The 13463-nt window shown below is 41.8% G+C and carries 9 protein-coding genes and 1 pseudogene; 9 read left to right on the top strand and 1 reads right to left on the bottom strand.

Features of this window, described 5'->3' with window-relative positions:
- The 4 genes and pseudogenes from tuf to RDO37_RS04615 form a co-directional block, all read left to right on the top strand.
- Nucleotides 1-126: pseudogene (tuf, locus tag RDO37_RS04630) on the top strand (elongation factor Tu); the annotation flags it as partial.
- Between the two features lie 664 nt (nt 127-790).
- Nucleotides 791-1783 carry a class II fructose-bisphosphatase gene (gene glpX / locus RDO37_RS04625; RefSeq protein WP_308498273.1) on the top strand — a complete coding sequence of 331 codons (993 nt, stop codon included), beginning with the start codon at nt 791-793 and terminating at the stop codon, nt 1781-1783.
- Between the two features lie 278 nt (nt 1784-2061).
- Nucleotides 2062-3018 (top strand): hypothetical protein, encoded by a 957-nt coding sequence (locus RDO37_RS04620; RefSeq protein WP_308498272.1) that lies wholly within the window; start codon nt 2062-2064, stop codon nt 3016-3018.
- Nucleotides 3019-3949: 931 nt separating this feature from the next.
- Nucleotides 3950-6676, top strand: a complete 2727-nt coding sequence (locus RDO37_RS04615; RefSeq protein WP_308498271.1) for an autotransporter domain-containing protein — start codon at nt 3950-3952, stop codon at nt 6674-6676.
- 1302 nt (nt 6677-7978) lie between these two features.
- Here the strand turns inward: RDO37_RS04615 and RDO37_RS04610 are convergent.
- Nucleotides 7979-8584, bottom strand: coding sequence for a super-infection exclusion protein B (locus RDO37_RS04610; protein ID WP_052339013.1), 606 nt, complete (start codon nt 8582-8584; stop codon nt 7979-7981).
- Nucleotides 8585-9235: 651 nt separating this feature from the next.
- Between RDO37_RS04610 and RDO37_RS04605 the strand changes: the two genes are divergently transcribed.
- The 5 genes from RDO37_RS04605 to RDO37_RS04585 all read left to right on the top strand — a co-directional run bounded on the left by RDO37_RS04605 (nt 9236) and on the right by RDO37_RS04585 (nt 13428).
- A complete protein-coding gene (locus RDO37_RS04605; RefSeq protein ID WP_027939971.1) occupies nt 9236-9574 on the top strand; it encodes a P-II family nitrogen regulator in 339 nt (112 codons plus the stop codon).
- Between the two features lie 610 nt (nt 9575-10184).
- Nucleotides 10185-10787 carry a lipoprotein gene (locus RDO37_RS04600; RefSeq protein ID WP_044121887.1) on the top strand — a complete coding sequence of 201 codons (603 nt, stop codon included), beginning with the start codon at nt 10185-10187 and terminating at the stop codon, nt 10785-10787.
- A gap of 288 nt (nt 10788-11075) precedes the next feature.
- Nucleotides 11076-11633 carry a D-glycero-beta-D-manno-heptose 1,7-bisphosphate 7-phosphatase gene (gene gmhB / locus RDO37_RS04595; protein WP_308498270.1) on the top strand — a complete coding sequence of 186 codons (558 nt, stop codon included), beginning with the start codon at nt 11076-11078 and terminating at the stop codon, nt 11631-11633.
- A gap of 352 nt (nt 11634-11985) precedes the next feature.
- Complete coding sequence (locus RDO37_RS04590) at nt 11986-12510, top strand: hypothetical protein (protein ID WP_027939968.1); 525 nt, start codon at nt 11986-11988, stop codon at nt 12508-12510.
- Nucleotides 12511-13194: 684 nt separating this feature from the next.
- Complete coding sequence (locus RDO37_RS04585) at nt 13195-13428, top strand: LPP leucine zipper domain-containing protein (RefSeq protein WP_273325195.1); 234 nt, start codon at nt 13195-13197, stop codon at nt 13426-13428.
- The last annotated feature ends 35 nt before the right edge of the window (nt 13429-13463 follow it).

Raw genomic sequence — 13463 nt, 5'->3', positions numbered from 1 at the left:
GGTGACAACACCAAGATGACCGTTACCCTGATCCACCCAGTTGCTATGGCTGCTGGTGAGCGCTTCGCTATCCGTGAGGGTGGCCGTACCGTAGGTGCAGGCGTTGTTTCAACCATCATTGAGTAATCGTTGATGAGTTAAACGCAGTTATCAACATCAGTTGATAGCTAAAGAGGCCGCAGAGTCGCAAGATTCTGCGGTCTTTTTTATGCCCTCATCTTTATGTCATCTCTTCTGCCCCATCATCCCATACCCGCCGATATCACGTGCCTAGCTAATTTCACGTTTAAGCTTTGCTGCCCATTTCTCAAATAATAATCACGTCTAATTTTGCCTCAACGCAATCATACATATTTTATTGCGCCATACTCTCTTCGTCTCGTGTGCTCGAGCATCCAACCGTCTCAACTCGACTCGTCTCGTCGAGTATCCTATTGTCTCAACTTGACTCATCTGGTCGAGTATCCTACCGTTTCAACTCGATTCGTTTATTGATTTCACAGTGTTTGACAGTACGTTTTCTAGCAGACTTAGCCGCTTTGATGAAAAAACGGATATATTTGCACTTTAGCTTAAAGATTTGTGAGCTGTGCCCTAGCCTTGAGATAAGGTAGGTATGTTTGTTTGTGCTAGAATGCACACCGTCGCTAATATATGGCGTAAGATGCAGCTGACCTTTGTTTTTGTTTGCCTAGCTGTTGTTGTACATACCTAGTTTGTATGCTTAAGCCAACTTAGTAGTGCTTAGACACAATTACTTGGTGTGGTCTATGAGATTAAGAGGTGTGCTATGTCTGTTGAGCAGCATTTAACTGATAGAAATCTGGCTTTAGAGTTAGTTCGTGTAACAGAGGCAGGTGCACTTGCAGCAGCCCGTTTAGTAGGTCGTGGTGAGAAAGAAGAAGCTGATGGTGCTGCAGTTAGCGCCATGCGTATCGCTTTCCAATCAGTACATATTCGCGGTACTGTGATTATCGGTGAAGGTGAAAAAGATCACGCTCCAATGCTTTACAACGGTGAGGCGGTTGGCTTTGGTGACGGCCCTGAGATCGATATCGCTGTTGACCCAGTTGAGGGTACTAATGCTGTTGCCTATGGTCGACCAAATGGTCTTGCGGTTATTGGCTGTACTCCAAAGGGCGGCATGTTCAATCCAGGTCGTTCTTACTATTGCAAGAAGTTAGTAGTAGGTAAAGAAGCTGCTAATGTAATTGACTTAGACGCTCCTGTTGCTGATAACTTAAAGAAGATTGCTTTTGCTTTAGGCAAGCCAGTTTCTGAGCTGAACATCTTCGTATTAGATAAGCCACGTCACGTAGGGTTAATCAACGATATCCGTATTGCTGGCGCTCGTATTCACTTATACACCGATGGTGATGTAGCAGGTGCTTTAATGGCTGCAGATCCACGCCATCAGATGGACGTTTTAATGGGCATTGGTGGTACTCCTGAGGCTGTAATCACTGCTTGTGCCTTAAAGGGTACAGGCGCTCAGATGTTAACTCGTTTAAACCCTCTATCTGACGAAGAGCGTAAGAATATCGAAGCAGACGGCATTTCCATTGATACCATTCGTAGCATAGATGACCTCATTACCTCCAATGAGAGCTACTTTGCTGCAACCGGCATTACTGAAGGCGAGCTCTTAGACGGTGTTGCTTACCGTGGTGAGTACGCTATTACTTCTTCTATGGCAACCCGTGGCCGTACTGGAACTACTCGTTATATCCAGGCATGGCATAACCGTAAGAAGTTAGCCACCATGAGCTCAATTCGCTACTAATAGCTGATGGTAATTTACTGTTGACCCAAAAAATAAGACGTTTGATGGGTTTTTCACAAAAGCGCTAATGTTGAAAGGCTAGCTTTCCCATTTTAATAAAACCTGCCTCAGTTGATGCTGATGCAGGTTTTTTGTTTTTTGGAATAGCATATGTTTAACAATTGCTTATATCATCATTGAAGGCGGATCAGGTCTGTATCTTTGCTAACATCAATTCCTTACTTATAACTATGTCTTTAGTAATACAATAACAATAGTTGTGTTTTGGAGATGTCCTTATGCTCGACAAGTATACCTTTGACGTTGATCTTGACCCTGTATTGCAAGCAGCACTACAAGAAGAGCTAGATGTCATTATTAGGCTGATGAAGGCAAGTGACGATCTTAAGAGCATTGAAAAAGAGCAGCTCTTTATGCGCCACTATCCAAATCACCGGCACTATACCCATCTTATTAGTGCGCAATTGCGCACCTGCGGTGGCCATGCAGTAGCTAATCTGCTTAGAGGCGGTAAAGGGCCTGATTACAGAACAGTAGTATGTGATGTAGCTGATCATCTCAACGTAAGCTACGACAAAGACGACTCAGTGCCTGTTATAGAGCGTTGTATTTTGATGTCTATGACCAAGAAAATCTATGATGATCTTGGTGATAAAGAGCGTGATCTCCTCATTAACTCTTTAAGCGAGCAAGAGGCAAAGGCAGGCATCAAAACAGAAGATAGTAAAGATGAGATCTCAAAGAGTAATACTGCTCTAGCAGTACCTCAATCTCGAGAGCTTGTGCTCAAAGCAGTGCAGCAAGGCGATTACAGATTACTATCAACAAATTCGCTGCTGATGCTCTCCGAGGCATTGTCCACAATCTTCTCAAGTTTAGCTGGCGTTGCTCAAAATACTATTGTTAATGCTACTGACAGCGTTAGTCGTGCTGCTTATGAGCTTGCTCATGCTATTAGTTCTGGTCTTGACGTAGTCAAACGTGTGCTCTTATCTCTTTTAGAGATCGGCGGCCCTTCATATAAAGTGACAGTACCTTGCGTAACCCAAATTGCCTCAATGCGTCTTCGCCAGTCAAACGCTCTGTTAACTAATAGCTCAGTTAACCTGCTCGCTCATAACGCCCATGAAGATGAGGCAGTATCTGAGGACAAGAGCGCAGAGGCTAACGATACAGCGGCTGACTCTAGCACTACAAACGAAGACCCAGACTCTTCAAAAGAAGAGCGCAATTAATCATCTGTAAATATGAAAGTATGGATCAGCAAGCTAAGTTAGATGCTTGCTGACTCTTAAGATCGCAATACAAGTACTGTTAATTGCTCCCATCAATTAAGCAATAAAACCATTCTGTTAATTAATCCATATCCCCGTCAGTCAACTAATCAATACCATCTTTGGCTAGTTCATCAAGATATCCATACAAGCTACTGACCATCAGCCCTCTGAGCATGCAAAAACATGTCTAAAACGTGTATGTCGTTTCTCATTTTGTTTCACAAGAAAGCTTATAGCGCTTAGTGTAATTGTATTTGTGTTATGGATGTGATCTTATGATCTCATTGATGCTGTTAGCAAACTAGATACTGATATTTATGGGATTTTTCGGCGATCTTATGTCATATTTTAATAGTCTAAAAACAGACTAATGTAGGTACTTATAAAACAGTAATCCGCACTAAAAAAGTTATAGGAGTGCACACGATCAGAGCAAATTTTCAGCATGTGGTAGCAGTATTTAAGGCATTTAAGATTGTGAGTAATAATTACGCTACGCCAAATAAGCTCTCTCTAAGATCTTAATAAATTCCGTATTTATCTGTTTTTTACGCACATGCACTCATGCACTGATGGCTCGAAGAAGCAGCACTACTGGCTAAATTTGTAGCTTAGCTGTTATATCGAGTTTAGGCATTCTTAACATAGTTTTTACATACATTTATATTAGATTTAAACGTCTATAGATACAGTCTAAAGTAGTTATATGCGGATCACAGTTTTTCGATAAATATGCGGAAAATGTCTTAAAAAATTAGTCACTTAGATACAATCAGAATATGCTTTTTGTGCAATAAAAGACTTGTTAAGGATGTTGCTATCGCAAATCAATAGTTAGTAGAAATTACTCTTGCCTGCACAGTGAGGGACCGAGTAGAAGGACACTGTTATGCCTACAAGAAATAGCCTTAATGCAAACGTGGTAATTGAAAAGTCTAAACATCAAACCCAACCATCATTATCTTTACCAACCATGCTCAAAGTGGCGATCTCACCAATCCTATTTTGTATGGCTGGAGAGGCTATTGCTTTAAGTCCTTCTAGTTATGATGAAGCGTTCTATCGCTATGATGCTAGATCAGCAGGCGCAACCTATGCTCTGAGAGCTAATGGCAATAACCTTCTCGACTTTAGCTCCATCAATTCACAAGTCATGGTTCACGATGACTATCAGGGTAGTACTAGCATTAAGCTTGAGTATGCCGATAGTGCCGATGAGTCATATAAGTTTAGTAACCGTCATCTGATTATGGATGGAGGTTCGCATGCTCAGTATGGCAATGCGACAGTTAAGAATGCCATGATTACTATGCAAGGCTGGGCTGATCATTTTGAAGGCGACTTTGATGATGCTTATTGGACAGAGCGTGGTTTTAGATTCTCCACGATGAATCTTACTAACTCTACCTTAAACATTGGTCGTAATGCTTGGCTTGAGAGCGATCTTATCTTAGACAATTCTATCGTAAGATTTGGCGGTGATGTGCCTGTATTCCATGATAAAGGTGGTAGTGGCTCTAAGCAGCAGCTGGTGCAGGGCAACTCACGATATGATTACTCGGTTCACTACAAGGGCAATATCAAGGCTAAGAACTCAAAGATCGACAGCTACATGAACTCGTTTCAGGCTAGCTTCGACATGGATAATTCCACATTCATAAACCATGACAAGAATGGCCTAACTTTCTTGTTACATAGTGGCATTAAGCTTAAGAATAAGTCAGTAGTTGAGCTTGGTAACATTAAGGTATTAGGTAATCGCAATCCTAATTTTCTCGATATCAGTCCAGACTCAAAGCTAACTGTTAACGGAGTTCACGTAATTTTAGGTAACTTGGATTTACCTGATGATGTGGCTAGTGGAACTCTCTTTGCTGATATGAGAGGTACAATTAATGTTAATAAGTGGCATCTTAAGGATGGCAACTTAAGGACTGCTTCAAATGGCAAAATCAATATCAATACCTTGACTACCTCAGGTGCGCAAAAGGCTTATGGCAATATTGCAGTTAATGAGTTAGTGGCCCTTAGCGATCTTAGACCGCATCGTATTATGCCTGATGGCTCTTCCTGGGTTGGTTTAAATGTGTTTGGTACTTTAACTCTAGCAAAGGACACTAAAGTTAAAGCTCACTTTTCCAATGATTTCTTGTCTTTAAACAATGTTCGTTTCGGCAAACCTGGAACTTTGATTAGAGCGGATAAGCTCATTGATAATCGCACAGATAAGATCGTTGAGTATGATACTCATGGCATTGCAGTTGAGATTGATACTTATATTAAAGATAACAAGATCATTTTGGCTTTCATTAGTTTGGTTCCGCCAAAGCCAGAGGCCGATGGTACTCAACCTCCTGTCGAGCCAGAGGAGATCCCTGGCTTAGGTGAGCCAATTGAAGATCCTGACTTTGTTCCTCCAACTTTAGATGAGATTGTAGATAGCAAAGACGAGGTAGTAGATAGCTTCTTTGAGCATGATCCAGTGCCAGGAGCACGTGATGAGTTGCAGTCTATCATAGAGCATAACAAGAACGGTGATAACAAGTTTCAAGAGGTTGCATTGCAAGATGCCTTGACTATGCAAAACTCAGATAAAGGAGCCGATTCTTTAATCTCTATTGCAAACCGTACAGCTACATTAAAACGCAAAGTAGCTAGAACGATTCATCCAAATAAGTTAGTAGCTCCAGTTCGTCGCGCTATTGATACTCGCTTGGCATCGTTACGCCGCAGTGCTCGCTCTTCAACAGCTACATATACTCCAGTTGCTGCTATAGGTACAGCTGAAGCTATTAACGAACTATCTCTTGCAAGCGAAGAGACTATGCTTCATGAGAGTATCTTTGTTGATGTAAGTGGTAGTGTGCTGCATGAAGACGATCTCAAAGAACATACTCTGAGCACTAACATAGGCTATGACCGTGTATTTCCTAAGAAAGATGGCCGTATTGTTGTAGGTGGTGCCTTTAACGCCACTAAGATCGACAATAAGGATACAAGGTCCGAAGATGATGCCATCATGTACGGTGTCACTGGATACTTCTCGTTTGAGCAGAAAGAGGGTTTTGAGTTTCAGTCATATTTAACTGGTGGCTATCTCATTAATGACCGCAGCTTCATTCCAAACGTTAAGATAGGTGAACAAAAGTTTGACGAGCGTAGTTGGCTCTTGATGAGCAGTAATTACTTTAAGTACCACTTCCATATGGGAGCTCTAAGCGTTCGTCCTATGTTGCTTGCTGATCTTGGCTGGCACACTATTGGTGAGAGCAAGTCTTCATACTTAAAGCGTGATGATCTTTCTCAGACCGTAGTGGATCTTGGTTTAGGCTTAGAGCTTGAGGGAGCCCATGAGTCTATTGGCTATATGCTGCAGGCAACCTTAAAGCGTAATGTCTACACATCCAATAATGAAATCGGCATCAACCTTGTCAATGCCAATGGCTATATGACTTACGATATCCCAGAAGATCACTCCACGGTCTTCTCCGTAAATGGTTCTTTAAGTAAGCGTCTAGCTGCCGACGTGACATTGGATGTAGGCTTAGGCGGCTCGTTAACTTCTGAGGGCGGTGTTGGTGCTCACGGTAATACCCGTATTCGTTGGCACTTCTAAAACTATACAAAACCACCCTTTAAGAGCAGCGCTAAGTCTAATTAATCATATTCACTCACTAATAGAAGGCCCGCATAAGCGGGCCTTCTTGTTTGGCTTCTACTAGGCATCGTCATACAAAGAGTGTTTCTATCGTTAAAACATAGCGCTAAGCGCAAGAGTTTAATCAAACAAACGACCACTAGCATCAAGCAAATTGAGTGTGTGTCGAGATCTTGATGATTATGCATGTATATGATCCAATCCATGATCCCAGAGCCTAACAGAGCACTCTGCGCATAATTAAGATCTCAAGATCAAAGTGAGACCGTGAGTCCTAAGCATGATCTTAAGATTAAATTGAGATCGTGAGTCCTAAGCATGATCTTAAGATTAAAGTGAGATCGTGAGTCCTAAGCATGATCTTAAGATTAAAGTGAGATCTAGTGCCCTAAGCATGATCTTAAGACTAAAGTGAGATCGTGAGTCCTAAGCATGACCTTAAGATCAAAGTGAGATCGTAAGTCCTAAGTATGATCTTTTGATTCGTTCAAACTAGTTAAAATATGGCGATCTTAATAAGTAGCTGCGCTATAAGATCGTGGGCGAACTTAGTGACGTGCGATGTCTGATACTTTTTCCTTTTATCCACAAATGGCTTAAAGATAGCGTCAAGAAAAAGACAGCTGCGATCTTAAACTCATGATCTTTTTAGACAAAGGATCGCCGCGATCTTAAGATCTTGGCAGTAGATAAGTGCAATATAGCGATCTTATTATCAAGATAAGATCTTGGTTTTTTTGACACTCTGACAACACATTAATCCATCCACGAAGCTAACTATAAGATCGCAAGATAAATCGAGTCATGTACGTAATTTAGTTGCATACACAGGGAGTGTACACTCCCCATACACAAGAAATAAGTTCTGTCTGGGATCTTTAAAGTCCTGTGGTAGGCATTGCTTTTTCCATCCAAGTTGCTGTGGCATTAGTTTGCATTAGTACGGTTAGATCTATTAACAATTACTCTAAGTCGGCGATGAGCTCAGCATCAATGCTGATGAGCGGGCGCTGTGTTAGTACGCTCTTTGAATCGACTATACTCAAAAAGATAGGAAGCGTTTTACTGCGCTCATAGAGGTATACGCGTGAGTGAATAGTCTATTTGCTGCAGATCTGATGGCTTGCTGTAGTGGGGTAGTAGTTTAAAAGCGAGATAGGACGGATAGATGTGGTGCTCAGGAGAGGCGTTTAATTGTGGAGGGCCCAAAAAGCAAAAAGGCGTGCCGAAGCACGCCTGAGAATAAGTTAGTGAGATCTTTTAAGCAGCAGCCCTGATGCCACGGTATGCGCGAGGCATAACCTTCTTTTCGCGGGCAAACTCAGGACGAGCATTCATAATCTGCTCGAGCATCTCGTCGTTCATCTTGCTACGGGTTAAGCCGATAGCGCGATAGGTGATGAATGGACGTGCTTGCTTGGTAATAATCATTGGAACACGAGAAGTGGTCTCGTCAGCGTCACCAACTACGTTTAAGATGCCTGAATCGAATAAGGATCTTACGGTTGGCTCGGACTCAGGTAAGTACAGTACTGACTTTCTTTGCAGTACGAACTCACGTAATAAGGCACGCTCGCCAAAATCTAAGCCTTCAACAGTCTTCTTCATGCTGTCCTGCTCAAGACGAGTGTGACGCTTGTTTAAGTATGCAGAGATGAAAGCGATGATAGCCTGGCTGATAAAGTTGGACAGCTCAACGATTAAGGCTAAGTATAAATAGGTCTTGTTAGCTGCGACTTGATCAGCAAGCTCCTGTGAAACGGACTCAAGAGGTAACACCAGAAGTAATAAGGTTACGCAGAAGAGCCACAGCATAACAATATTTAAGGTCTTATTTGCGGCGAATACAGAGTTGTTGTTTTCCATTTGTGAAAACCCCGATCAAATCTACTCAACTAACTTAATAATTGCAGCTTAATAAGTGCTGCTGTGTATGCCCTATAGTGTGCAACTGGTGTGCCATGTTTACTAAATACGATAAATATCAGGTTTGTAAGCGTTTTGGAAAAGCAATTTTAGTCTTCTAAAGATCTTTAAGTCGAGATCTCGTCAAAGTGATCTTAGAAATGTTTTGCATAATTGTGCGTTCTATTAGTGCAAAGACGTGTTTATCGATTATACTTGTGTGTTTTTTTGCCCGAGGATAGGGCAAAATTGCAAGACTGAATGCGTCTAAAAGCAAATTAGCTTAAAGTAACGATTGTGTTGTGAGAGCTCGTAGAAGCAACAATCTAGCTACTAGTATTAGTAGTTGATGCGTCTATACGCAGTCGCAATAGATGAGATGTTATCCGAAGCCTTATGTACTTACCTAAGTACATATATGTAGGACTACGTCTTAAAAGGTCAGAGTACCCATAGCCTGTATTACCTTGCTTTTGGCTAAGGTAACCGAAATTTTCCAGCTACAGACTCTCAGGTAGTTAGTTCTGGATACTCTTTAACTTGTATGAATGAGGGCGCGACCCCAACCTTGCTAGTTATCGTTTAGAGCAAGGAGAAGATCGCGTTTAAGCAATGAAGAAAATTGTCGCTATCATTAAGCCTTTCAAACTAGATGACGTCCGTGAGGCTTTAAGTGCCCAAGGCATTTCTGGCATGACCGTTTCTGAAGTAAAAGGTTTTGGCCGTCAGAAAGGCCATACTGAGCTTTACCGTGGTGCCGAGTATGTGGTCGACTTCCTTCCAAAGGCTAAGATTGAGTTAGTTGTAAAGGATGATGAAGTAGACTCTTGCATCGAGGCTATTACTAAGGGAGCTCACACTGGTAAGATCGGCGATGGCAAGATCTTTGTTTCTACTGTAGAGCGTGTGATTCGTATTCGTACCGGTGAAGAAGGCGAAGACGCTATCTAATCTGAACGTTTTTTTTTGCCTCGCAGCACAGCATGGCCTGAACTAACCTTGCATCAGGCCAGCTAGTGCCAAATCAAAATGCCTAGATAGGTTTTACCGTACTAACCTATCAGCGCGTCTTAACTTTCCTTTTTAAGAGCATATAGCCAGATGTCTTGAGCTTATATGATGGACTAAATGCGCTAGCTTTGCTCTTGTCTTAATAGCGTTAGATCCCAGATAGATCTTTAATCCCTTTCATTGAGCAAAACACCACGCATCATGTTACATAAGTGACATATTTGTGACAGCTTTGTAAGCTCAAGCACCTAGATTTAGCTGATGGCAGTTTGTTCAAAAGGTTATGTCTTTTGAAGATGATTTTGTCGTGTAAGAACGGTTAGATTACTCGTGAAATGACAAGTACATATCCAAGTCGCAATTGAATATCTATAGATCTTGGTTAGAGCTGACATTTACGTGGTTTTCATCCGGACATAAATCACTCACTTTGTTATCCTTGCAGGATGTTTTTGTATTTGCGCAAAGCCTATGAGTTGATCTTAATTAAGAGCAATTAAGAGATTTTGCTTTAGGCGGTTGAGCAGTCTTTTGGAGATGGATGATGTCGATGGGTTCAAATGTCATGGGTAAGCTCAAGCGCAGTGCTGTAGCTGCAGCTTTAGGTATGGCAGTAGTGCTTAGCGGTTGCTCGGCTAACGTACCATCAGATCCATCTAATGTATGCTCTATCTTCCAAGAAAATGACAGCTGGTATGCTGCAGCCCATCGTGTGCATAAGAAATATGGTGCACCTATCAACGTGGCTATGGCGATCATGTATCACGAGTCCGGTTTTGTTGATGATGCCCGTCCTCCTATGCGTTGGTTCCTCTTTATTCCATATGGTCGTGGTAGCTCAGCTTATGGCTATGCTCAGGCTCAAGATGAGGTATGGAGCGACTATGTTGATGATGCTGGGTCATTCTTCTCTGATAGAGATGATTTTGAAGATGCACTGGACTTCATCTCTTGGTATATGGTTAAGAGCCGTAAGACCAATGGTGTAGCTTTGACCGATGCTTACAATCAGTACCTTAACTATCATGAGGGCTGGACTGGCTATAAGAAAGGCTCATATAAGTCCAAAACCTGGCTTATGAATACCGCTAAATCAGTCGCATTAAGAGCTGATAAGTACAAGATGCAGCTGCAAAAGTGTCGTCTGTACTAAGAGCTTGTTGTTTTAAACCAAAGTTTTTGACCATGTCGCAACACCCTGCGCCTTAACAGTGTGCGTGAGATGAAAGATTCTTAACAGCGTGTGTGTGATGAAAGATTCTTAACACTGTGCTGGTGCAGAGGGCACTTAAACAGGGATTAACTTTGAGTTAGTGCAAAAGATTGAACTTGCCATTGGGATCTTGACAACATAGTTAGGCCTAAGGCCTTAAAAGTCCTTGCATGCTGTTAGAATGTTGTTCAAGCACATGAGTGCGCAAAGACAACAATGAGGTGACAGGTGCAAAAGGCAGTCTTTTTAGATCGTGATGGTGTAATCAACCGCGACTATGGTTATGTAGGAACTCTAGAGCGCTTTGAGTTTCTGCCTGGTGTGAAAGAGGCCTTGGCCGAACTTAAGGCTATGGGCTATAAGACGGTCTTAGTCACTAATCAGTCTGGTATTGCCAGAGGCTTATATACAGTCGACGACTTCCATACCGTAAACTATTTCATGCAGGGCCAGCTCGATATGGTTGGTGCTAAGTTTGATGGTGTTTACTTCTGTCCACACCATCCAAAAGCCACCGTAGCTCAGTTCCGTTGTGACTGCACTTGTCGCAAGCCTAAGTCAGAGATGTTCAACTGGGCCAAGGACGAGCTTGATATTGATATGTCAGATTCGATTATGATTGGCGATCATGTTACTGATCTACAAGCAGCAGCAGGTGCTGGTATTAAGACTTTGATTTTAGTTGGCGAGCATATTGAGACTGAGTCTAAGCTTATGAGCTCAGCTTTAGTTTTCAAAGATTTAGTAGAGGCTGTAGCTGCAATAAAAGCTGGTAAAATCGCATAGCGCCGTGAAGCTCACTAAAGAGTTAATCACGGTGTGAATCGACACTTAAGTGCCTACAAGGTAGAGGACTTTGACTCTAAATTTGCTCTTAAGTGGCTTGCAGTCTAACTAAATGATCGCAAAAGTACTTTTTGTGATCAATTTAGTCGATCACAGGATTTGTGAATACAAAAGCATCAGCGTATCATCGTTGGTGCTTTTTTTTGATCCATTAGGGCATATGTGGTTTTGTACATATGACCATGTATAGAAATAACCTAATGAAACTTAAGCATTCATTAGGCTAATACAAAATCAGGGGAGAATCATGGTTTTCAAGGGAAAATGGAAAAGCTTGCTATTGTGCACTTGCATGTCGCTCTTTACAGCAGCCTGCTCTGGTTATAACAACACTAGTATTCCAAATGTTCCTTACCATAACATTGATGTTCACAAGCAGACTCACCTCATGACTGATACTGATCGTGTTTGTGTCTTCAATGGCGGCGACATGATCACTGATACTGGTACTCGCTACCGTAACTCAGGTCGCTTTATGTATGAGATCTTGTACGTGACTATGCAACAGTACAATGTTGAGGGTGCTGTAGGTTTAGGCGCTTTTGATCTCAATAGCTCTTCAATGATTCAGCTCCAAGAGGTTTCTAGAAACAATCATTGCAATATCATTGCAGTGTCAAAGCCAATTTTCTGGAAAGACTCTCAGATTACCATCGGTAACGTAGGCTTGAAGGTAGACATGTACGATACTTCTTCATTAGAGCTTTTAAACTCTGTGACTTTAAATGCTCGCTCTCAGTACATTCGTGACATGTTTAAGCCTAATACTCCACTGCGTCCAGTGATTGAAAAGTACGTTGACAACCTTTATCGCTAGTCTTTATCTCACGATTAAGTCTTGCTCTCATACAAGATCAATTAAGACATAAGATCGCAATACGCTAGGATCTTTTTGCCTATCGAAAATATAGTCATACAGATCGTGGTAAGGGTAGCTCTTGTTTGACAAGACATGTTGGCTTGATCTAATTGAGATCGCAGCAATCTAAATGGGGAACATTCGTAATTAAGGGCAAATTTGCTTGCATGAGTTAGTCAGAAATCTGCACTAAAGTAGCAAAAGTGTGTAAACTTTGCACCACATTGGAAATGTGAAGTGTTTTAGATAGGTATAACAGATTTTGGCAGTTAAATTGACGTTATTGCCCGTCAATACTAGCTTTGAACAGCCTTATTTAGGCTTACTTATGTGACGTATCTTGCAAGCTTGCATTTATAGGCAAATTCTTTCATAAGATTGATGCCCCATTGTATTGCATTTTGTATTAGAATTAGCTCGTACAGCATTTTGCTGGTTTCGAATCTGCTCATGTGCCAAATGTTAGAGCTTAGTTCTGGCATATATGGTGCTGAGTGAATCTTAGGGATCGAGCATCCCGAGACAATCGAAAGCTTAATAAGTCAGTAGGTTGTTCATGCCTGTAAAAATCTCCAGCCGGAGATTAGCAGGAATCTTAGCAGTAACATGCTAGGAAGTTCATACAGTATCGGAGATTTTTAAATGAACAAGTTTACTGTTGTTTTAGGCGCAGCTGCTTTAGGTGCTACTTTATTAGCTGGTTGCAACAGCACCTCTTTAGATCAGTTAAATGCAAAGGTTGACGCTATTGCTGCTGATGTTGACGCATTAAAGACCCAGCAGTCCAAGTTAGCTAACGACGTTGCATTCGTTAAGTCTGACGCAGCACGTGCTAACGAGCGCTTAGACAACTTAGCTCGTCGCTACAAGAAGTAATCTTACTTCTCTAGCCGAGGTTAGGTCTGAAACCT

The sequence above is a fragment of the uncultured Anaerobiospirillum sp. genome (genome assembly GCF_902485895.1).
GTDB classification, from domain to species: domain Bacteria; phylum Pseudomonadota; class Gammaproteobacteria; order Enterobacterales; family Succinivibrionaceae; genus Anaerobiospirillum; species Anaerobiospirillum succiniciproducens.
The sequence above is the reverse complement of the archived record's forward strand: the minus strand, read 5'-3'. Positions and strand labels throughout refer to the sequence as shown.

What these genes read in the sequence shown, in the direction of transcription:
- glpX (WP_308498273.1), top strand. Translation starts at nt 791, where the DNA reads ATGTCTGTTGAGCAGCATTTAACTGATAGAAATCTGGCTTTAGAGTTA.
- RDO37_RS04620 (WP_308498272.1), top strand. Translation starts at nt 2,062, where the DNA reads ATGCTCGACAAGTATACCTTTGACGTTGATCTTGACCCTGTATTGCAA.
- RDO37_RS04615 (WP_308498271.1), top strand. Translation starts at nt 3,950, where the DNA reads ATGCCTACAAGAAATAGCCTTAATGCAAACGTGGTAATTGAAAAGTCT.
- RDO37_RS04610 (WP_052339013.1), bottom strand. Translation starts at nt 8,584, where the DNA reads ATGGAAAACAACAACTCTGTATTCGCCGCAAATAAGACCTTAAATATT.
- RDO37_RS04605 (WP_027939971.1), top strand. Translation starts at nt 9,236, where the DNA reads ATGAAGAAAATTGTCGCTATCATTAAGCCTTTCAAACTAGATGACGTC.
- RDO37_RS04600 (WP_044121887.1), top strand. Translation starts at nt 10,185, where the DNA reads ATGGGTTCAAATGTCATGGGTAAGCTCAAGCGCAGTGCTGTAGCTGCA.
- RDO37_RS04590 (WP_027939968.1), top strand. Translation starts at nt 11,986, where the DNA reads ATGTCGCTCTTTACAGCAGCCTGCTCTGGTTATAACAACACTAGTATT.
- RDO37_RS04585 (WP_273325195.1), top strand. Translation starts at nt 13,195, where the DNA reads ATGAACAAGTTTACTGTTGTTTTAGGCGCAGCTGCTTTAGGTGCTACT.